This window comes from Klebsiella sp. JB_Kp004 (assembly GCF_040065795.1).
In the GTDB taxonomy this organism is placed as follows: Bacteria; Pseudomonadota; Gammaproteobacteria; order Enterobacterales; family Enterobacteriaceae; genus Klebsiella; species Klebsiella quasipneumoniae.
Genome location: NZ_JBEAKW010000004.1, coordinates 203,171 through 223,224, shown reverse-complemented (window position 1 = coordinate 223,224; position 20,054 = coordinate 203,171). Strand labels below are relative to the sequence as shown.

At 50.8% G+C, this 20,054-nt stretch carries 21 protein-coding genes and 4 pseudogenes; 13 read left to right on the top strand and 12 right to left on the bottom strand.

Annotated features, from left to right (window positions below):
* Positions 1 to 42: 42 nt before the first annotated feature.
* The 3 genes from ABLX76_RS05275 to ABLX76_RS05265 are packed head-to-tail and all read left to right on the top strand — an operon-like array spanning position 43 to position 1,913.
* Complete coding sequence (locus tag ABLX76_RS05275) at positions 43 to 711, top strand: hypothetical protein (protein WP_130957533.1); 669 nt, start codon at positions 43 to 45, stop codon at positions 709 to 711.
* 22 nt (positions 712 to 733) lie between these two features.
* Positions 734 to 1,354: a hypothetical protein gene (locus tag ABLX76_RS05270; RefSeq protein ID WP_130957532.1), complete on the top strand. Its 621-nt coding sequence runs from the start codon at positions 734 to 736 to the stop codon at positions 1,352 to 1,354.
* A 4-nt stretch (positions 1,355 to 1,358) separates the two neighbouring features.
* Positions 1,359 to 1,913: a hypothetical protein gene (locus ABLX76_RS05265; protein ID WP_130957531.1), complete on the top strand. Its 555-nt coding sequence runs from the start codon at positions 1,359 to 1,361 to the stop codon at positions 1,911 to 1,913.
* 726 nt (positions 1,914 to 2,639) lie between these two features.
* Here ABLX76_RS05265 and ABLX76_RS05260 read toward each other — a convergent pair.
* From ABLX76_RS05260 to ABLX76_RS05250, 3 genes and pseudogenes are all read right to left on the bottom strand, one after another.
* Positions 2,640 to 2,783: pseudogene (locus ABLX76_RS05260) on the bottom strand (integrase); the annotation flags it as partial.
* A pseudogene (locus ABLX76_RS05255) lies at positions 2,782 to 2,868 on the bottom strand (ArsB/NhaD family transporter); the annotation flags it as partial. The pseudogenes ABLX76_RS05255 and ABLX76_RS05260, both read right to left, overlap by 2 nt.
* Positions 2,869 to 2,966: 98 nt before the next feature.
* On the bottom strand, positions 2,967 to 3,233 hold the full coding sequence (locus tag ABLX76_RS05250; RefSeq protein WP_065881114.1) for a metalloregulator ArsR/SmtB family transcription factor: 267 nt from the start codon (positions 3,231 to 3,233) through the stop codon (positions 2,967 to 2,969).
* Positions 3,234 to 3,249: 16 nt separating this feature from the next.
* On the opposite strand from ABLX76_RS05250, the pseudogene arsH reads away from it, so the two are divergent.
* Positions 3,250 to 3,843, top strand: a pseudogene (gene arsH / locus ABLX76_RS05245) (arsenical resistance protein ArsH); the annotation flags it as partial.
* 265 nt (positions 3,844 to 4,108) lie between these two features.
* Here arsH and ABLX76_RS05240 read toward each other — a convergent pair.
* Both ABLX76_RS05240 and ABLX76_RS05235 read right to left on the bottom strand, forming a co-directional pair.
* Positions 4,109 to 5,041 (bottom strand): DMT family transporter, encoded by a 933-nt coding sequence (locus ABLX76_RS05240; protein WP_348874128.1) that lies wholly within the window; start codon positions 5,039 to 5,041, stop codon positions 4,109 to 4,111.
* Between the two features lie 74 nt (positions 5,042 to 5,115).
* Positions 5,116 to 5,442, bottom strand: a complete 327-nt coding sequence (locus ABLX76_RS05235) for a gamma-glutamylcyclotransferase (protein WP_074442534.1) — start codon at positions 5,440 to 5,442, stop codon at positions 5,116 to 5,118.
* A 116-nt stretch (positions 5,443 to 5,558) separates the two neighbouring features.
* Between ABLX76_RS05235 and gcvA the strand changes: the two genes are divergently transcribed.
* Positions 5,559 to 6,461, top strand: a complete 903-nt coding sequence (gene gcvA, locus ABLX76_RS05230) for a transcriptional regulator GcvA (protein WP_289552057.1) — start codon at positions 5,559 to 5,561, stop codon at positions 6,459 to 6,461.
* Between the two features lie 138 nt (positions 6,462 to 6,599).
* On the opposite strand, the gene ABLX76_RS05225 is transcribed toward gcvA, so the two are convergent.
* Positions 6,600 to 7,151, bottom strand: a complete 552-nt coding sequence (locus ABLX76_RS05225; RefSeq protein ID WP_348874125.1) for a DUF1796 family putative cysteine peptidase — start codon at positions 7,149 to 7,151, stop codon at positions 6,600 to 6,602.
* A 326-nt stretch (positions 7,152 to 7,477) separates the two neighbouring features.
* On the opposite strand from ABLX76_RS05225, the gene ABLX76_RS05220 reads away from it, so the two are divergent.
* Together ABLX76_RS05220 and ABLX76_RS05215 are read left to right on the top strand one after the other, a co-directional pair.
* Entirely contained in the window at positions 7,478 to 8,359 is an 882-nt protein-coding gene (locus ABLX76_RS05220) for a dihydrodipicolinate synthase family protein (RefSeq protein ID WP_348874123.1), read from the top strand.
* A gap of 98 nt (positions 8,360 to 8,457) precedes the next feature.
* Positions 8,458 to 9,126 carry a YecA family protein gene (locus ABLX76_RS05215; RefSeq protein ID WP_060590250.1) on the top strand — a complete coding sequence of 223 codons (669 nt, stop codon included), beginning with the start codon at positions 8,458 to 8,460 and terminating at the stop codon, positions 9,124 to 9,126.
* A 25-nt stretch (positions 9,127 to 9,151) separates the two neighbouring features.
* Here ABLX76_RS05215 and tyrP read toward each other — a convergent pair whose 3' ends face one another.
* The gene (tyrP, locus tag ABLX76_RS05210) at positions 9,152 to 10,363 is read right to left on the bottom strand and encodes a tyrosine transporter TyrP (RefSeq protein ID WP_348874121.1); all 1,212 of its coding nucleotides are present in this window, start codon (positions 10,361 to 10,363) and stop codon (positions 9,152 to 9,154) included.
* A gap of 192 nt (positions 10,364 to 10,555) precedes the next feature.
* Between tyrP and ABLX76_RS05205 the strand changes: the two genes are divergently transcribed.
* Complete coding sequence (locus ABLX76_RS05205) at positions 10,556 to 10,795, top strand: YecH family metal-binding protein (RefSeq protein ID WP_348874119.1); 240 nt, start codon at positions 10,556 to 10,558, stop codon at positions 10,793 to 10,795.
* Positions 10,796 to 10,831: 36 nt separating this feature from the next.
* Here the strand turns inward: ABLX76_RS05205 and ftnA are convergent, their stop codons facing one another.
* A complete protein-coding gene (ftnA, locus tag ABLX76_RS05200; RefSeq protein WP_004203451.1) occupies positions 10,832 to 11,329 on the bottom strand; it encodes a non-heme ferritin in 498 nt (165 codons plus the stop codon).
* A 57-nt stretch (positions 11,330 to 11,386) separates the two neighbouring features.
* A pseudogene (locus tag ABLX76_RS05195) lies at positions 11,387 to 11,494 on the bottom strand (hypothetical protein); the annotation flags it as partial.
* Between the two features lie 245 nt (positions 11,495 to 11,739).
* On the opposite strand from ABLX76_RS05195, the gene ABLX76_RS05190 reads away from it, so the two are divergent.
* The gene (locus ABLX76_RS05190; protein WP_023290273.1) at positions 11,740 to 12,378 is read left to right on the top strand and encodes an RpiB/LacA/LacB family sugar-phosphate isomerase; all 639 of its coding nucleotides are present in this window, start codon (positions 11,740 to 11,742) and stop codon (positions 12,376 to 12,378) included.
* A 37-nt stretch (positions 12,379 to 12,415) separates the two neighbouring features.
* Here ABLX76_RS05190 and ABLX76_RS05185 read toward each other — a convergent pair whose 3' ends face one another.
* Entirely contained in the window at positions 12,416 to 13,837 is a 1,422-nt protein-coding gene (locus ABLX76_RS05185) for an MFS transporter (protein ID WP_348874117.1), read from the bottom strand.
* 147 nt (positions 13,838 to 13,984) lie between these two features.
* Between ABLX76_RS05185 and ABLX76_RS05180 the strand changes: the two genes are divergently transcribed.
* Positions 13,985 to 14,236 carry a DUF2766 family protein gene (locus ABLX76_RS05180; RefSeq protein ID WP_004203448.1) on the top strand — a complete coding sequence of 84 codons (252 nt, stop codon included), beginning with the start codon at positions 13,985 to 13,987 and terminating at the stop codon, positions 14,234 to 14,236.
* A 37-nt stretch (positions 14,237 to 14,273) separates the two neighbouring features.
* On the opposite strand, the gene ABLX76_RS05175 is transcribed toward ABLX76_RS05180, so the two are convergent.
* Positions 14,274 to 15,785 (bottom strand): MFS transporter, encoded by a 1,512-nt coding sequence (locus tag ABLX76_RS05175; RefSeq protein WP_032453400.1) that lies wholly within the window; start codon positions 15,783 to 15,785, stop codon positions 14,274 to 14,276.
* A 65-nt stretch (positions 15,786 to 15,850) separates the two neighbouring features.
* Here ABLX76_RS05175 and ABLX76_RS05170 point away from each other — a divergent pair, with 65 nt between their 5' ends.
* On the top strand, positions 15,851 to 15,985 hold the full coding sequence (locus tag ABLX76_RS05170) for a succinate dehydrogenase (RefSeq protein WP_065805780.1): 135 nt from the start codon (positions 15,851 to 15,853) through the stop codon (positions 15,983 to 15,985).
* 104 nt (positions 15,986 to 16,089) lie between these two features.
* Here ABLX76_RS05170 and ABLX76_RS05165 read toward each other — a convergent pair whose 3' ends face one another.
* Complete coding sequence (locus ABLX76_RS05165; RefSeq protein WP_032453399.1) at positions 16,090 to 16,599, bottom strand: non-heme ferritin-like protein; 510 nt, start codon at positions 16,597 to 16,599, stop codon at positions 16,090 to 16,092.
* An 892-nt stretch (positions 16,600 to 17,491) separates the two neighbouring features.
* Between ABLX76_RS05165 and ABLX76_RS05160 the strand changes: the two genes are divergently transcribed.
* Together ABLX76_RS05160 and araG are read left to right on the top strand one after the other, a co-directional pair.
* The gene (locus ABLX76_RS05160; protein ID WP_004203441.1) at positions 17,492 to 18,472 is read left to right on the top strand and encodes an arabinose ABC transporter substrate-binding protein; all 981 of its coding nucleotides are present in this window, start codon (positions 17,492 to 17,494) and stop codon (positions 18,470 to 18,472) included.
* Positions 18,473 to 18,532: 60 nt separating this feature from the next.
* Positions 18,533 to 20,047 (top strand): L-arabinose ABC transporter ATP-binding protein AraG, encoded by a 1,515-nt coding sequence (gene araG, locus ABLX76_RS05155; protein WP_044523997.1) that lies wholly within the window; start codon positions 18,533 to 18,535, stop codon positions 20,045 to 20,047.
* Positions 20,048 to 20,054 lie beyond the last annotated feature (7 nt).

Here is a 20,054-nt window from a genome sequence, read left to right as displayed (position 1 = left end):
GCAACATCTTATAAGTGAAAATGAATAAAAAAGGAGTTTTTAATGTTTGAGTTCCAATTTATCTATTTTATTAGAGAAAGATTTGTTGATACAGCGCCAGAAAAAATCTTTCCGCTTATTACTGCGTTTGATAATAAATTTTTACCTAGTTATGCTGATGAAATAACGCCAAATGGTGTGCAAAAAGTTATTAGAATAGTGGGTTTAAATGAGTTTGATAACGTATCTGTATTATTTTCGTCAGAGACAGTAAATATAAATATTCTTTGTAGAAGTACTAGGCCAACAAATGAAGAGCTTATTGAGAAGCTAGATTTTATCACAACAGCCCTTCGGAAAATCAAGCCTGAGGTTAGAGCGTGGCGCCTTGCATCTATTGTAACATTGATCAGACGAACTACTAATGAGTTTAATACTCAGATGTATAATAAGTTTTTTAAAGGTGAAAATCCTGAAGAGTTCTTTGAATGGAACACAAGAAGGGCTGCAAGGAGACAACATGGTGAAGAAACCCTCAATGTTATATCTACAGTCACCCGTGGTCCTGTTATGAATGCAGGCAATCCTAATGAAAATTTCGATGCGATTGTTACTCAGTTAGATGTAAATACAGTTGTAGAAAAATCAGCTGACAGATTTTCTATTACGACTGAATTGTCATCACAACTTCTTGATATTGCGAGTGACAATGTAGAACGTTTGTTGGGGTGAGGTCATTATGGTTCATGACAACATGAAGAATAATTGGGTGCAAGATGTAAGTGCTAATACAGGAACTACCTACAATAAGGTGGTTTTTAATTACTTGAATAAAATTCATACAAGTCATGATGAAAAAAGAAAATCATCAACAAGTATGAGTTCTTACTTTGAGCTTGCCGAGAATGTTATTACGGACTCAAAGGTTAATGAATCAGATGATTTAGATGGCATAATGCGGTTTGTTTACAATATGCTTGTTTCCGAGGATTTTGGTTATGGTGATACACCTGAGCTAAAATATGTTGTCGAAAACATTTTTAGTAAAAATAAATCCCAAGGACAAATGTCATTCATTAACATGGCGACAAGGAAAGTATTTATTTCAGATAGTAATACTATTGAGAAGTTTTTTGCTCTTCTAATGTCTCTTGAAGAGTCAGATATTGAGGATATCGCGCTTACAATAATTACGATGTTTTCATCTCATAAGGATGTTTGTGCATGTGAAGGTGCATTGTCTCTCTTGGACAAATTCGGCAAAGATGAAGATGCTTTAAAAATAGCTAGAAACATCAGGGATTTTGAATATTCATTCCTCAATGAATATAAAGGAAAAGTTATTACCAATCTTATGCAGTATGTAAAAGAGTGAGTTAATGATGACTATTTATATCAGGAAGGTAACAAAGTCTAAATGGGATTGGAGGAATCCAATTAACGGTAATGTTGCTGCAAATGCACTTGGTACCGATGGTGTAACAAATTGCTGCAGAACTTCTGAAAATACATTATCTATTTGGAAAGTTGACAGTGAAAACCTTGACAGTGAAGATGATAAAAAAGTTGTTGCTTCATTAGTGACTAATGGTGGTAGCCTATCATCTATAGATTGTATTTTTTTGAGTGACGAAGACCTTGAAGAGTGTGGTTTGTCGGTAAGCCAAAAAGATGGCGATTCATTTATTTCTGATATAAAGTCAAAACATTATAATATAATAGATCTCAACATGAGTAGTGTTAGTGCTTTGGGTTTAATAATAAAGAAAAAAATATCCGGTGTACAAGATGGGAATGTTGTCACGCAAACTGCTAAATTAAAGAAAATAGATCTCGGAAGTATAAGATCATATATCCGGAAATATATCCCTCAGGAAACTACAGAAGGTGCAACTCTAAAGCTGAAGAGTGGTTTTAGTAAGGTTTACGACTGAGACGCCCTTTTGGTTTTTTATCATAAACAAGAAGAGTTCATTGTAGTGGTGAATTCTTCTTGACAAATTACTGCCCATTAGTACATGTTAAAATAATAGGTGAAAACTCTATAATTATTTTATGTATGAACAAATGAAGCATACTTGAGTTTATACGCGATAATATTATTTTTTTATGGTGTGTTGGTAAATAATTTAACAGCATTTTACTTTGAATATGCATATGTTAATAAATAATATTCATAGTGAAAAATCGGTTGTTTTGTTTAGTGCCTAGATAAAAATATTCAAAATGTTATGTTTTTTCAGAGTGAACGGAATCAAACTACAACATCTATTATATGGTTTAAAGTGGATGATGGAAGAAAACGAAGATAGCTGCTGGATGATGAAAACGTTGCAGAAATGGGGGCTACTGTATCAACAGTCCTTGTTAAATAGTCCTTTAATCATAGGGGCTTATTTTTCATAATTAAACATTTTATAGGGTTGTAACTATCTGATAATTAAGGTCAAGCATCTAAATGTTTCTTATGAAAATCGTTTATATGTATTTGATTATGATATAAAAAGCGCACGATTTAAAATCCCTCGGCGTTCGCGCTGTGTGGGTTCAAGTCCCACTCCGGGTACCATTGGGAAATATAGAATAATCAAAGCAATAAGCAGTGTCGTGAAACCACCTACGGGTGGTTTTTTTGTTTCAAAACCACCCATTCCATCATATCACTTCAAAATATTTTTCCTTTCCACCTGCCCATCTACAACCGGAACTACCGCAATTTTTCTGTCATACCGGGCAGTTTGCTCAACGTTCTTATGCCCTGATATTGCCTGTTTCTCGTACAGATTGCCCTGAAGGTCAGATACTCGAGCTCCAGCCAATACTCAGGCCACTGGGTTGCCGGATCACAAGTACCAGCGTCAGTAAAAATATACTGCCTGCTAAAAGCATTTCAGACTTCGTTATATATGATTATATAAATGTGTTTTTCTTTCTCAGCAGGATGTACAGACTGATTTATCAAGCCAGTCACGCACATCCTCCCGCATTCACTGCCAGGACGTCGTGATTGTCTCAGCAGCCCAAGCCGGTATGTGAGGTGACAGACGATAGTGGATCCATTTGCCTTCACGACGGTCCTGAACCAGCCCAGCCATGCGAAGGATAGTCATATGTCGTGAGATTTTGGGCTGCGATTCGGAAATAGCCGCGCAGATTTCGCAGACGCACAGTTCTCCTGACTCCCGGAGAAGCATGACGATGGCGAACCGTGTTTCATCAGACAAGATTTTGAAAAGCTGAACAGGTTGTAGCATTTTTCACTGCGTTCCTTATGGCTCAGTAAGAGAGCGCTCCTACAGCCGCTTTGCCGCCGAAGAAGCTGGTCGCCTGCTGATGGCGATGGGCGCGGAGGTAAAATTCTTTAACCCCTCCGGTTTACCCCTGCCGGATGATGCGCCGGGCACGCATCCTAAAGTCACTGAGTTGCGTAGTCTGGTCAGATGGTGTGACGGGATGGTGTGGAGTTCTCCGGAGCGACATGGGGTTATGAAGGCGCAGATTGACTGGATACCATTATGAGAAGGCGCGGTTCGTCCTTCGCAGGGCAAAACACTTGCGGTAATGCAGGTCTGCGGTGGTTCGCAATCCTTCAATGCAGTGAACCAGATGCGTATTCTGGGCCGCTGGATGCGGATGTTTACGATCCCCAACCAGCCCTCCGTAGCCAAGGCATGGCAAGAGTTCGACGAAAACGGACGAATGAAACCTTCGTCATGGTATGACCGCATCGTCGATGTAGCCGAGGAGCTGTTTAAAATCACGCTGCTGCTTAAGGGACAAACCGGTTATCTTGCGGATCGCTACAGCGAGCGAAAAGAGAGCCATCAGGAGCTTTCATCCCGAGTCAATCAGGACAAAATATAATGTCTGTTCTTCATTAATCCATACAGCATAAGCTTAACAACGTCCGCTCCTGGCACGACGCGGACTAATTGTCCATGTTGAAGGTCCGCTGCGAGCGAGAAGCAGACATAGATAGGGCTAAAGCTTGTGCATGATGCATTAAGGATGATTTATTTTCTGCATGAGAACCTATAAAGCATTTTGGCAAAATTGGAAGTTAAATCAGCCATATATTAACTGGCTCGCTGACATCGTTAGATTACCTGTAACCGGCCGACAGTCATCTTTATTTGTTGACTGAACCAGTTAAAAATCTCAACCTGAACCAGGGCCAGCCGCTAACAACACTTATGCCACTTAGGATTAGCATCGATCCTGAAATAAACCCTGACTGTAGCTGTTCACTCAAAAAAAATACTGCCGTAATGACCCCAAATACAGGCGTCATGAATGAGAGAATACCGAGCTGTGATGCCATGTATTTATGCATTAAACTGTACCAGGCTAAATAACTCAAAAAACCAACTATTGCGCTTTGAAAGATTAAACTAGCAATCCCGACGGCGCCAGGTTCAAAGTGATTCTGGTCGGAGAAATATGAATAGGCTGATAAAAGTAAAAAACCTCCTGTAAGTTGATAAAAAAGAGTAAGAGAAGCCGGCGCCCCACTAAGGGAGGAACATCGGACGAGTACGGTAGTGGCCCCCCATGATAGGCCTGCAAATAACCCCATTATGTCTCCTGCCAGAGTCTTACTGGAGCTATCATCTGGAGCCTTACCTGACAGAAACGCGACACAAATCCCTGCAAAAGCAATTGCTATTCCTATCCATTGTGGTGCACACAGCCGTTCATCGGGTCTAAAAAACTGTAGTCCCAGAGCAGCAAAAATTGGCGCGGTGTAGAGGAATACTGACATGTGCGATGCCGATGTATATCGCAGGCCTTCAGCAACAAACAGGAATTGAAAACCAAAAAGTATGCCCACTGCTCCCCCTGGAATTAAGTAATTAGCAAAATTTTCTAGGGACGTTTTTTTAAGAATAATTAATAAATATATAAGGCCAGCAGCAGCCCCACTTCTGATTGCTACTTGTAGGGCTGGAGAAATTTCATCGGCTACGCCTTTAATTGCGACCTGCTGAATTCCCCAAACTATACACAGTGAGGTCATGACTAGTGTGGCATATGTGTCAACCTGTTTTCGTTGTACTGTCACTTAATTCCCCATCAAATCGACTTATTTTTAGTGCTCTGGCCATTGTGTAACCTGCTCACTACAAGCCTCATAGTTTATGCTTTGAGCATATAAAGACATGATTGCACTGTCTGACCAGTAGATGTGGTTACCTCTACCGGAACCCGTTCATACTCAGGACCTTCGAACTCATCGAGTATGTGCCAGTGATTATGTAAATTCTCTGACGTAAAGAGAAAACCCTGTACACGATTACCGGAATCATCCAATACGATCCCCGGATATCCCATCTTTGCACCCCAGCCTTTATCTAATAAAGAACCACCAACGTGGCCTTCCTGCCATGTCCCCCCAATCTTTTCAAGAATATGAGCATTAGGTCGGCCAGGACCCAAGGTTCCGTAGACAAACAAGCTTTCCATCATTCCTCCGATTATCATAAAGCCAATGTGAATGTTTTATGCGCTAATTTTGATTTTCGGACTCTGGCCTGACAAATCATTTGTTCTCACAGTACGTGTGAATTATTATCACGTGTATGATATTTGATCGCCTCCCCCCATTGCAGACTCTGCGTGCTTTTGAAGCAACAGCCCGTCTCTCAAGTATGACACTGGCTGCAACAGAGCTTCACGTAACGCATGGCGCGATAAGCCGGCAAATCCGGAAGCTTGAAGAGCATCTGGGGTTAAAACTATTTTTCAGGCTGACCCGACAGATAATACTGACTCAGGAAGGGGCTGAATATCATCGCATTGTTACCCGCCTTCTGAGTGAGTTAATGATGGAATCTGAGCGTCTGCGCGGAAGGAATCCTGCAAAAAGTTTACGTGTCAGTACAACGGTTTCATTTGCCAGCAAGTGGCTGGCACCGCGTCTGAGCCGGTTCAGGCAGAAATATCCTGACGTTGATATTCAGCTGGATGTTACTGACAGTAATGTGGATCTGAATGATGGTCAGGTAGATGCAGCCATTCGTTACGGTCTTGGCCATTACCGCGACGTTTCGTATGAGCGTATCTTCGATGAAACTGTTACCCCCGTCTGTAGTCCGGGTTTTCTTAAAGAACAAAATGGTCTGACAGAAATTAAGGATCTTTCAAACTGCGTTCTTCTTCATGAATACAGAATGCTGGCGAACTGGGAGGCATGGTTTGAAATGGCCGGAGAAAAAAATTTTTGCTGCCATCACGGCCCCTTATGGACCCTTGGCAGCATGGCGACTGAGGCCGCTATACGTGGCGAAGGTGTGGCTCTGGGACGCAGTGTTCTGGTTGCAGATGATGTAGCAGCCGGAAGGCTTGTTGTTCCGTTTCCGCAATATAAACTTAAGGCTGAGCGGGGATACGATTTAGTTTATCGCTCGGATAATCAGGATTCATTTAAAATACGCATTCTGAGACAGTGGCTCTCTGAAGAAATGAGCTTGCTGGAAGATTGAATGGCCATCTTAAAATAGTTCATTTCTAACAAGGAGCGGACTTACTCACTGAGTGTGAGGTCCGCTGTTAGCGAGGAGCGTAAGCTCTCAGTTACTCTTTTAACTTATAAATACATGACTTACATATCGCTATCTTGATCACCAGGGCGTAGGCCAGTGCGTTATCGTACTGGTACGGACTTCAGGGAATAAGAAAACCTTTTTGCAAAAGGTAAATATTCCTTTTGCATCAAAAGATATGAATGAGCTATATTCGTTTTTGTCTAAAAAAGTCTGAAAATCGTCCCTCAGGCAATCGATGACCATCGCCGGGCAGGAAAAAATCCAGTCAAAAGGCAGAGAGATTTTTTTCAGATTAAATTTTTTCAGTGTGCACGACGTTAAACAATGGCTTCCTAATGAAACAATGTGCTTCACAGCCCATTGTCCTTGAGTTTCAATCCCTGATACAGGATGTGGCGGGATACATACATTCTCGAATGCCATTCTGGATGGTGTTAATCCCTTGGACTCGTCACTATTCATCAGCGATGCGTTAAGAAGTTGTGCTGATTCTGCAAGCGACTTGTCAGAAATTGCATGGTAATAATTTTTAAGACCGTCAGGATCTGCGGGGCGACCCAGTAATGTTTTATACGTAGACTTTATTAACAATATTTTGAGATATTTTTTCTGGATGTCATCTGCCATTTTTTATCCGCTTGAAGCCATAGTGTTGCTTTATTTAATTGCTGCTTAAATATATGGTCATATAAATTGCACGGGATTATGACAAGTGGATTTAAGATTGGCAATCCAGCAAAAAATAGCGACTGCAGGGCACGGCGTCGTTGAATATCCTCGGCAGGATCTGGTGGCTATCGATGCCTGGGCTGACGGCGGCAATCTCGCGAACGGGATCACCACGTAGTGGGAAACAATCCATTGTCACCGGCAATCGCTCATTTGTCCCAGGACAAAACGATCTCTCCCTGCTACTATCGTCCGGACACTTCATCCAGCCTGCCGGAGGCATCATGTTCACAGGGCTTTGCGCATTTCCGCTGACGCCGCTGCATCAGCAAACTATCGATGAAAAAGCGTTTATTCGTCTTCTTGCTCGTCTTACCGATGCCGGAGTCGACTCCCTGGGCATCTTAGGCTCAACCGGCAGCTACGCCTATCTCAGTCGTGAACAGCGCAAGCGGGTGGTGCAGGTGGCGAAGGCGCATGCCGGGTCGACCCCGATAATGATCGGCGTCGGCGCCATCGCCACCAGCGAGGTGCTCCGGCTGGTGGAGGATGCCCAGCAGGCCGGGGCGGATGCATTGCTCCTGCCGATGATGTCCTATCAGCCGCTCTTTGCGGAGGAGATCTACGCTTTTTACGAGGAGGTCTGCCGGCATGCCTCGGTGCCGGTTTGCCTGTATGACAACCCCCGTACCACCCACGTGACGTTATCGGATGAGCTGCAGGGGCAGATTGCTGCCTTACCAGCCATCGCCTCGATAAAAATTCCCGGTTTGCCCGCGCCGCAGGCGAGCGAACGGGTGGCGACTCTGCGTCGTCATCTGCCTGGCGGCGTGACGCTTGGCGTTAGCGGTGACGTTCGCGCGACAGCGGGCTTGCAGGCCGGCTGCGAGGTCTGGTACTCGGTCTGCGGCGGCCTCTTTCCTCGTATCTCTCTGGCGCTGGTGAAAGCCATCCGTCACGGCGATGCGGCACAGGTGGCGGCGCTGAATAAGCAACTTGCGCCCCTCTGGCGGTGCTTTGACCGCTACGGCGGCAGCCTGCGGGTAGTGGTCGCCGCTGCGGCCATTCTGGGATTGTGTGATCCTGACTCGCTTCCCCGCCCCTTGCTGCCGTTAGGGGAGGAGGCCTGTCGCGACGTGGCGGCGGCGCTGCACGGGCTGGCCTGATTGTGTCGGGTCGACGCAGGCGCAATGGGCGCTGCCGGGTGGCTTTCTGCCGGCATTTCGGCTACTGTAGGCCCGATTTTTACCATGCGAGCCTGTGAATGAATACCGGACCTTTAAACGAACACGAACTGGAATGGCTGGACGAGACGCTGGCGAAATACGCCACCGAAGGCGCTATTCTGGATGTCTCTGAACTGGATGGCCTGCTGACGGCGATCCTCTCGGCGCCCACCGCTATCGAACCCGCCCAGTGGCTGCTGGCTATCTGGGGTGGTGCCGATAATGTGCCACGCTGGGCCAACGACCGCGAGCGCGATCGCTTTGTCAATCTGACGCTGCAGCATATGAGCGATATCGCCGAACGGCTGGAGTCTTATCCCGATCAGTTCGAACCGCTGTTCGGCACCCGTGAAGCGGAAGGTCAGGAGCTGACCATCGTTGAAGAGTGGTGTTTTGGCTATCTGCGCGGCGTGGCGCTGAGCGACTGGTCGACGCTGCCTGCTGAACTTCAGCCTGAGCTGGAGGCGATTGCGCTCCACGGTAGCGAAGAACAGTTTTCCGCGCTGGATAATCTGACGGCGGATGAATTTATCGCCAGCATCGAGCGCATCACCCCGGCGGCGCTGGCGCTTTACCAGTACTGGATGGCGAATCCGCAGCCGGAGGTGGTCCCGCAGCCGGTAAGAAATGAGACGAAAGTCGGACGTAACGATCCCTGTCCGTGCGGCAGCGGTAAAAAGTATAAGCAGTGTTGCTTAGCGAAATGAAAAAGGGGCCAGCTGGCCCCTTTTTTTATCCCACCGCCGGTAACAGCCCGGAGACGATGCAGAACTGGATCGCTACGATGCCGATCCCGCACAGCAGGACCAGCCACAGCGCCGGGGCGCCGCCGGCCACCCGCCAGGCCGCCTGCGGATGCAGTCGGCGGCTCTTCATGACCAGCATGGCCGGTAACATCAGGGCCAGCACGGCCAGCGCCACCCCGGCGTAGCCCAGGGCCATGACGAAGCCGCGGGGATAGAACAGGGCGAACGCCAGCGGCGGCAGAAAGGTGATCATCCCGCTCTGCAGACGCCCGCTGACGCTGTTTTTGCGCTGAAACATATCGGCCAGATAATCAAACAGCCCGAGCGAGACGCCGAGGAAGGAGGTCGCCAGCGCAAGGTCGGCAAACAGGTGTACGGCCAGCTCCACGTGCGGTGACGCTACCACTTCGCGGATCGCCTCCAGCAGACCGTTCAGACCGGCATGTTGCGCCAGCAGGGCGGTAAAGGCCGGAGCGGCGATACTGCCCAGCGTCGCCAGCTGCCAGAAAATATAGGCCACCAGCGGAATAAAACTGCCGATAATAAACACCCGGCGCAGCTTACGGATATCGCCCCCCAGATAGCTGACGACGCTCGGCACGCTGCCGTGAAAGCCAAAAGAGGTAAAGATCACCGGAATGGCCGACAGCGCCAGGCCTTGCTCAACCGGCAGCGTGAGCAGGTTCACCTGATGAATGTGCGGCATCAGCAGAGCCAGCATAATCACCAGGAAGACGATTTTGGCGCTAAACAGGAAGCGATTGAACAGGTCGACCAGCGCGGTGCCAATGCACACCACCGCCCCGCCGAGCAGGGTGAAGATCAGTACGCCGGCAGCCGGCGGCAGCTGCCAGTCCAGCCACTGGTTGAGGCTGGAAGCGAGTAATTCGCCGGCGCCACTGATGTAGGCTGCCGTGAGGGCGTACAGCAGAAACAGCATGCAGAACCCGGTGATCCATTGTCCATAACGACCCAGATAGCGCGCCGCCAGGGAACCGAGCCCCATATCGGCAGGGACATGCTGGTAGACTTCCAGCAGCAAAAGGGCGGTATAGCACATCAATGCCCACAGGGTGAAAAGTAAACCCAGCGTGACGGTAAAGCCGACGCCTGCGGCGGCCAATGGCATCGCCAACATACCTGCACCGATTGTGGTGCCGGCTACGATTAAAATACTGCCCAGAGTGCGGTTCTTCACGCTTTTCGCTATCCCTACAGCAAATCACAATAATTTATGCCGCGCAGAGTAGGGGATATTGCGTCTTTCGTCAAATCAGGGTTACAAGCTCTGTAATTAAAACTTTACAAGGTCGAAAGGATGAAAGCCTGCGCTGGCGCAAGGCGCGGGCCGTCGGTCTGGCCTAAGCTGGCGTTTTTTTCCGGAGGGGTTATGTCTTCTATTCATGGTTATGAAGTGCTGCAGATGATGCTGGCGTCGAAGGAGTGCTGGACGGTGGCTTCGCTGGAGGCGGCCATTCACCGTCGCTTTGGCGCAGAGGCGCGCTTTCACACCTGTTCGGCGGAAAATCTGAGCGCTGCGGAGCTGGTGGCGTTTTTAGAGCAGAAAGGCAAATTTATTGCCAGAGAGGCAGGATTTACCACCGCAGAAAACAAGGTTTGTCAGCATTGAAAATGCCGCGACGGAGAAGCGTCGCGGCGCGGGCAATTAATTCTGCGTATCGAGGGTGGCCAGCTCTTTGTCGATAAAGTACAGACCTTCACCGCTTTTCCCGGCGAGGGTCAGTTTATCAATTACCGATTTAAATAATTTCTCTTCTTCATGCTGTTCGGCGACATACCACTGCAGGAAATTAAAGGTCGGGTAATCCTGACTGGTCATAGCCGCGTGCGCCAGTTCATTAATTTTTTGCGTGATCAGCTGCTCGTGCTCATAGGTCTGGCGGAACAGTTCATCCAGTGACGCATACTCGGCAAACGGGGAGGCGATAGCGTTGATGCGCGGCAGGCTGCCGGTGTCGGTCAGGTAGTCGAACAGGCGCTGCATATGGGTCATCTCTTCCTGGGCATGGCGACGCAGGAAGGCCGCAGCCCCTTCAAAACTATGGTAACTGCACCAGGCACTCATCTGCTGATAAAGAAGAGAAGAATAGAGTTCAAGATTCATCTGTTCATTCAGTTTGTCGATCATTTCCGTTTTCAGCATCGTCGCGCTCCTGGAATTAAAATATAGATGTTATCGGCTGCCACTATAATTTGTTATTTAATTATTTGCAAAAAGTAAATTTAAAAAGATTTTATTTAAAATGCTAATGGGAATAACACGCATTGGCAGTTTAATAATAAATGAGAATGGTTTTAATTTATTATTAGTTTTTTGCGGAGGCGAAATGACTGCCTCTGCGGATTGCGAGGCGGGGAGCGCCAGGCGGAGTCGTCCTGATGAGGAGGCGACACGCTAACCTGAGCGACAGAGGCGGCGAAAGTGTGAAGCGATGCGTAATTTTTAAAACAACTTTTCATAAAATTTGAAAGTTTGTTTTCCAGGTAGTAGAGTGCAGTCAACGCCAATGACATTCTGCGGGCAGGCCCGCACAGCATTCAGGAGAGTAAACCATGAAGATTGCACTGATGATGGAGAACAGCCAGGCGAACAAAAACGCCATCATCCTCAAGGAGCTTAACGCGGTTGCCGACGAAAAAGGATTTCCGGTCTATAACGTCGGTATGAGCGATGAGAACGATCATCATCTGACCTATATTCACCTCGGGATCATGGCCAGCATCCTGCTGAATTCGAAGGCGGTCGACTTCGTGGTCACCGGATGCGGTACCGGCCAGGGAGCGCTGATGTCGCTGAACATCCATCCTGGCGTGGTCTGCGGCTACTGTATCGACCCGGCGGATGCGTTCCTGTTTGCCCAGATCAACAACGGTAACGCGCTGTCGCTGCCGTTTGCCAAAGGTTTCGGCTGGGGTGCCGAGCTGAACGTGCGGTTTATCTTTGAAAAAGCCTTTACCGGTCGTAACGGCGAAGGCTATCCGCCGGAGCGCAAAGAACCGCAGGTGCGTAATGCCGGGATCCTCAACCAGGTCAAAGCGGCGGTAGTCAAAGAAAATTATCTCGATACCCTGCGCGCCATCGATCCGGAACTGGTGAAAACCGCGGTCTCTGGCCCTCGCTTCCAGCAGTGCTTCTTCGAAAACTGCCAGGATAAAGCGATCGAAGCGTTTGTCCGCCAGATCGTCGGGTAATCGTTATCAGGGCCAGCGCCGCTGGCCCTTCCATCCTCTACGATTTCTTCGCCGACACGCTGCTGCCTGCCGTTTTGGCCAGATGCAGGCTGTCGAACATCCCCACCAGACAAATCACCGCGATAAACACAAACGCCAGGCGAAAGCTGATCCCCGGCACGGCGGAAAGTTGCAGCCAGTCGCCGACCTGTTCACCCAGGCGAATGCCGATTGCCCCAAGCGTGATACCCAGCCCCACCGCCAGCTGCGACGCGGTACTGAACAGAGTATTGGCATCACTCATCTGCGCGGCGGGGACATCGGCAAAGGCCAGCGTGCTCACGCCCGTGAACTGGACTGAGCGAAACACCCCGCCGAGATAAAGGATCAGCATGATCGCCCAGACCGGAGTTTGCGGCGTGAGCAGCGCGCAGGCCAGCAGCGAACAGACGTTCAGCGCGCCGTTGATCAACAGCAGGCGACGAAAGCCCAGCCAGCGGATCAGCGGCGTGGTGGCGGGTTTAATCGTTAAATTGCCGACAAATACCGCCAGCACCAGCAGACCAGAGTGAAAGGGATCCATGCCGAACCCCACCTGAAACAGCAGCGGCAGGAGAAAGGGGACCGCGCTGATGGAGGCCCGGAACAGCGAGCCGCCGTACATCGTCACGCGGAACGTCGGCACCTGCAACGCCGTCAGACGAACCATAGGCGCTGTCGCCCGGCGGAAGTGGCGGATAGCATACGCCAGACAGCCGAAGCCAAGCGCGGCGAGGGCCAGCGTCGGCCAGATCTGCGGCTGACGATCGCCGAGCCGTTCCATCGCCGTGACCAGGCTGACCATCGCCACCGCGGTCGTGATAAACCCTGTCATATCAAAGGCGCGCCGCTCTGCTTCGCGGATATCAGGAATGATGCGCAGCGACAGGATAATCGCCGCGACGCCCAGCGGGACATTGATAAAGAAGATCCAGTGCCAGCTGGCGTAGCGGGTAATAAAGCCTCCCAAAGGCGGGCCGATAATAGGGGCCACCAGCGCCGGCCAGGTGAGGGTGGCGATGGCCTTTATCAGCAGGTGTTTCGGCGTGGTGCGCAGTACCGCCAGACGACCGACGGGGACCATCAGCGCGCCGCCGATCCCCTGCAGGATACGCATGGCGACAAAGATATGCATATCGCTGGAGAGGCCGCAAAAGATCGAGGCAAGGGTAAAAATGGCCAGGGCGAGGGTGAAGATAGCCCGGGCGCCGAAGCGATCGGCGATCCAGCCGCTGGCGGGGATCAGCACCGCGAGGGTAATCAGATAGGCGCTGATGCCGATATTCAGCTCGACGGCGGTAACGCCAAAATCTCTCGCCATGTCGGGCAGGGCGGTAGCGATCACCGTCCCGTCGAGAAACTCCATAAAAAAGGCGCCAGCCACCAGCAGCGCCGGGGCTGAAAAAGCACGTTCGTTCCCGGAAGAGATCGCGGTATTCATGTTGTCGCTGCCATCAAGGGGATTCTCGGCAAAGCGGCAGCAAAGGTGCCGCCAGCCACTCGGGTGGCGAAAAAAACCTGCCACGGCAGGTTTTATTATCGTTAACGATTTAGGGTACTATTACGCTCCTGAAAAAAGGAGTAATTAATGTCTCAACATCTTACCGAACACGACGAGCTGGTTTCCGATGTGGTTGCCTGCCAGCTGGTTATCAAGCAGATCCTCGACGTGATTGACGTCATCGCGCCGGTGGAAGTGCGTGAAAAAATGACCAGTCAGCTGAAAGCCATTGACTTCGCCAGCCACCCGGCCTCTGCCGATCCGGTGACGCTTCGCGCGGTGCAAAAAGCGATTGCCCTGATTGAGCTGAAGTTTACCCCGCAGGAAGAAACGCATTAATAACCGGCCCCGCGGGTGACCGACGGGGCCTTTTCCTTTAATGGGAAACCACGGTCTGCGTTGGCGCAGCCTCAGCGGTTTTAAACAATTTGCTGTTGCCCCAGCACTCTTCGTAGCGATGGCCAACCAGATCCTCAACGATTGCCCGCACCTCCGGCGCAATATCACTGATTTTACCGCCCGCTTTAATCCGCGCGACTTCCTGCAGGACCACCAGATGGGCTTTACGGTCCAGTTTCATCTGCTTACTGAAGACGATGGCGGCCAGGGCTAAGGCGACGACACCGACGCAGAATACCACCGCGATGGCGGTCACAGCGCTTTCCGGTTGGCTGTGCGCTTTTGACTGGAAACCGTAAAAGCTCAGGATGGCCCCCATCGAAAACACCACAATCGAGCGCAGAATTTTCCCTGAGAAGGTCATGGCGCCGGCATAGATCCCTTCCCGACGGCGTCCGGTGTAGATCTCGTCGACATCGGCGAGGAAGGTGTAAACGGTCCAGGGAATATAGTAAACCCCGCCGGTCCCCAGGCCGAACAGCACGGTAATACCGAACATCAGCACGGTCGCCAGGCCTGACGGCAGATGGAAGAACCACAGCGAGGTATACAGCAGGACTGCGAAAATCACGATCCCCAGCGCGAGGATATAGGGTTTGCTGAAGCCCTTTTTCACACACAGGCCGATAAACAGCGCGGTGGAGATCAGCTGCAGAATCGAGTTCAGGCTGTTCAGCCCGGCCACCATTGCCGGATCGTGCTGCAGAACGAATATCACGAAATAGGTGAAGATGGAGGCAAACAGCCATTCCGCGCCAAACCCGCACAGGTACATACCGAGATGTTTGCGGAACACGCGCAGATAAAAGGTGGAACGCATGTCTTTCGCCAGCGACAGCAGGGTGCTCAGTAGCCCCTTTTTCGCGCTGGTATCCACGGCTTCCGCACGCTCGCGCTCCCAGCTGCACAGCCACAGACAGGTAATCGCGACGATCAGGATCGCGCCGTAGGTCAGGCCGGTGAGGAAGAAAGGGGTGGCGGAATCTTTGCCGTACAGCAGAATGAACTGTCCGGGAATAAACGCGGCGAGGAAGTTGGCCAGCTTGCCGAAGATGGCTTTATAGCCGGTGAGCTTTGAGCGTAGCGAGAAATCATCGGTCATCTCTGTCGCCAGCGTTTCATAGGGCACCATGATGGAAGTGTAGATGATCTCAAACACCACGTAGGTGCACAGGTAGTACCAGAAACTCAGGCCCTCTACCCACAGCAGCGGGTAGAACAGCATCAGCGGAATGCCGATCAGCAAAAAGAAGCGCCGACGGCCAAAGCGCTTGCCTAACCGCGTTTTGCCAAAATTATCCGTCAGATAGCCCATCAGCGGGTTGCTGATGGCGTCGATGATGCTGGCGACGGAGAAGATAAATGAGGCCTCGATCAGCGTCAGGCCGCAAAAGGTCGTATAAAAATAGAGTAGCCATGCCCCGCTTATCGCCAGTGCGCCACTCCCTAACAGATTACCGCCGCCGTAGGCTAACTGATGGCGTAACAAGATCGGTCTTCCCTGCAGCCCTTCAGAGGCTGAAGCCGTGTATCGAGCCATAAAAAATAAACCTCGTGTTTTATATTTTTGAAACACTGTTTTTATATTTCTTTGTGGCTCAACAAAAAGTGACCGCGCTCACTAATCCCCCCAAAGGGGTAACGGTGAGGAGGGAATGGGATCGAGTTAAAACTTTTTTATTCTTTTGAGGAATAAATGGCAGGGGAGTATAGCGATAACGGATTAATAAACAGGGCGGGGCAGCGCGAACGCGCTCCCCCCTGATCGGGCGAGAAAGGCCCTACACCTCTGATTAGTGGGGTTTCTGTGACGCTCCGACGAGGGCCATCAGACGGCGATCGGTCTGTTCCATACCGATCCCGGCTTTGTCGGCGTTGCGAATTTCCTCGAGCACGCTTTGCAGCAGCAGCCCATCCTGCTGCTGCTCTTCCGCCAGCCGGGTCAGAAAACGCCAGGTGTTGTCATCGCTCTGCGCTTTGGCTTCCTCGGCGAGACCGCTCAGCATACTGCTACGCTGGCGGTAATCGACCAGGGTTTGGGTAAAGAGATCTTCCAGCGAGGTACATTCGGGATTACAGGCGCGGTCGGGATTCACTATCGGCCAGCTGCCGGCTTTTTTCAGATAGTCAAATACGCGCATGGTGAGGGTGATGCTGCATTGCGCGCGGTTGCGCAAAAATGTCGCGGCGCCGTCAAAGCGATGCCGGGCGCACCACTCGCTTAAGTTCAGGTAAACGTTAGAGGCGTGGAACTCAAGGTTCATCTGGGTGTTTAGCTTTTGTGCCATTCCTGGAACTGCCATAAAAATATCCTTATTAACCGGGAAGGGGTTACTGGTGCGCGTCAGCGGTTCCTGCGGTCAACAACAGGATAAAAGAGTGGCGCGCTGCACTGTTGCAGAATAATAAAACTCTACACATTCCGTATGAGTCGGGTAATTTTTCCTCTTGCCGACAATTTTAGAATACTCGCTGAATGGAATTAAGAAAACTCTCAAGATGGATAATTTACGTTTTGTTACACGATTATTCCTGAATGACGACTGGCGGGGGATTGGCGGTGTAGACTGGGGCGCTAGCGCGGTGTGCCAGGTATAAGTTATAGGTATTTGACTACGAGATTCATCGTATAACGCAAAACTATAAGTTATTTCAGAGAGCAATGTTTCGTGGTGATGATAATTATTTTTATTTTTTGTTGCAGGTTTTTTTATGTAACCGGAATATCTTTTTTCAATTAGGAATAAATTACGCAAAAGATCCGTTTTATCGCGATATTAAACGGCCGACGCTGGACTGGCGACGCGCGTCTGCTGATCTTCAGCGCCGGCGGGCAGTTGACCGCCGCTGCGACCCCGTTAGCCACTGGATATAACAGTGCCGTAACCCTCTGTTAAACACCCTCTGACATCACAGGGATAAGCCTGCTGGTGGTATAGATGATCCTGCTATTCGCCGGTTAAATTGTATGACAATTATGTCTTTTTTTATGTCTTTTTTTGCTAAATCTATGTACGCAATTACTGTAATTCCGCGATGTGATAATGCTCTCGTATGGAGAAATAATTTCCGGGTATTACTACTCTAACAACGGCAGTAGGGAATGTGATTTTTCTAATGCCTTGTTTTGATGCTGATAAAAAAGTTAATTCCGATTTTTCCCTACATGAAAGCGAATTAAAGCTGGAGTTTACCATGCACAAATTTACTAAAGCGCTGGCGGCCATTGGTCTTGCAGCGGTTATGTCACAATCAGCTATGGCGGAAAACCTGAAATTGGGTTTTCTGGTGAAACAGCCGGAAGAGCCATGGTTCCAGACCGAGTGGAAATTTGCTGATAAAGCAGGAAAAGATTTAGGCTTTGACGTCATTAAAATTGCGGTGCCGGATGGTGAGAAAACCCTGAACGCCATCGATAGCCTGGCGGCCAGCGGCGCGAAGGGCTTTGTCATCTGTACCCCCGATCCTAAGCTCGGCTCGGCGATTGTCGCTAAAGCGCGCGGCTATGACATGAAGGTGATTACTGTCGATGACCAGTTCGTCAACGCCAAAGGTAAACCGATGGAGAGCGTGCCGCTGGTGATGATGGCGGCCAGCGAAATCGGCGCCCGCCAGGGGCAGGAGCTGTATAAAGAGATGCAGAAACGCGGCTGGGATGTCAAAGACACCGCGGTGATGGCCATCACCGCCGATGAGCTGGACACCGCCCGCCGTCGTACCACTGGCTCCATCGATGCCCTGAAGGCGGCCGGTTTCCCGGAAGCGCAAATCTACCGCGTTCCGACAAAATCTAACGATATCCCGGGGGCGTTTGACGCCGGTAACTCGATGCTGGTCCAGCACCCGCAGGTTAAACACTGGCTGATCGTTGGGATGAACGACAACACCGTGCTCGGCGGCGTGCGTGCCACTGAAGGCCAGGGCTTTAAAGCGCCGGATGTGATTGGCATTGGCATTAACGGCGTGGATGCCGTCAACGAACTGTCGAAGGCGCAGCCAACCGGTTTCTATGGCTCCCTGCTGCCAAGCCCGGATATTCATGGCTATAAAACCAGCGAAATGCTCTACAACTGGGTCACCAAGGGCGTTGAGCCGCCGAAGTTCACTGCGGTGACCGATGTGGTGCTGATTACCCGCGATAACTTCAAAGAAGAGCTGGCGAAAAAAGGGCTGTAACAGCCCGGTTGAACTGGCCCCCGCCGCGGCGGGGGCTGAGTGCAGAAGAGCGGAGTCGTTATGCAACAGTCTACCCCTTATCTCTCATTTCGCGGCATCACCATGACGTTCCCTGGCGTAAAGGCCTTGTCCGATATCAGTTTTGACTGCTACCCAGGACAGATCCACGCGCTGATGGGCGAAAATGGCGCAGGCAAATCGACGCTGCTGAAAATTCTCAGCGGTAACTACATCCCCACTGCGGGTCACCTGCAGATCGGCGGTCAGCAGATGGCGTTCACCAATACGATGGCGGCGCTCAACGCCGGCGTGGCGATTATCTATCAGGAGCTGCATCTGATCCCGGAGATGACCGTCGCCGAAAATATCTATCTTGGCCAGCTGCCGCACAGAGGCGGCATCGTCAACCGCTCGCTGCTCAACTACGAGGCCCGCCTGCAGCTTGAGCATCTGGGGCTGGATATAGACCCGGAGACGCCGCTGAAGTATCTCTCCATTGGCCAGTGGCAGATGGTGGAGATTGCCAAAGCGCTGGCGCGTAACGCCAAAATTATCGCCTTCGATGAACCGACCAGTTCGCTCTCCGCCCGGGAGATCGACAACCTGTTTCGCGTTATCCGCGAGCTACGGGAGGAGGGGCGAGTCATCATCTATGTTTCACACCGGATGGAAGAAATTTTTGCCCTCAGCGATGCCATCACCGTCTTTAAAGATGGCCGCTACGTCTGCACCTTTGACGATATGCCGAGCGTCAGCCACGACGCGTTGGTTCAGGCGATGGTGGGACGCAATCTGGGGGATATTTACGGCTGGAAACCTCGCCCCTACGGCGAAGAACGGCTGCGTCTGGAGGAGGTGAAGGCCCCGGGCGTACGCACGCCGGTCAGCCTCTCGGTGCGCAGTGGCGAAATCGTCGGCCTGTTTGGGCTGGTGGGCGCCGGGCGCAGCGAACTGATGAAAGGTCTGTTCGGCGGGACGCGGATCACCAGCGGTCAGGTGTATATCGATGGCCAGCCCGTCGACATTCGCAAACCGGCCCAGGCCATCCAGGCCGGGATGATGCTGTGCCCGGAAGATCGTAAAGCGGAGGGGATTATTCCGGTTCACTCCGTGCGCGACAACATCAATATCAGCGCCCGACGCAAGCATATTCACGCCGGGTGCCTGATCAACAACGCCTGGGAGGCGGACAACGCCGATCAGCATATCCAGTCGCTGAACATTAAAACGCCGGGCCCGGAACAGCTGATCATGAACCTGTCTGGCGGCAACCAGCAGAAAGCGATCCTGGGCCGCTGGCTGTCGGAAGAGATGAAGGTGATCCTGCTCGATGAGCCCACCCGCGGTATCGATGTCGGCGCCAAACATGAAATTTACAACGTGATATATGGCCTCGCCGCCTCCGGTGTCGCCGTGGTATTTGCCTCCAGCGACCTGCCGGAAGTGCTGGGCGTCGCCGACCGCATCGTGGTGATGCGTGAAGGGCAAGTCGCCGGCGAACTGCTGCATGAAGAAGCCAATGAACAGCAGGCGTTAAGCCTTGCGATGCCAAAAGTGAGTCAGGCTGTCGCCTGAGTAAGGA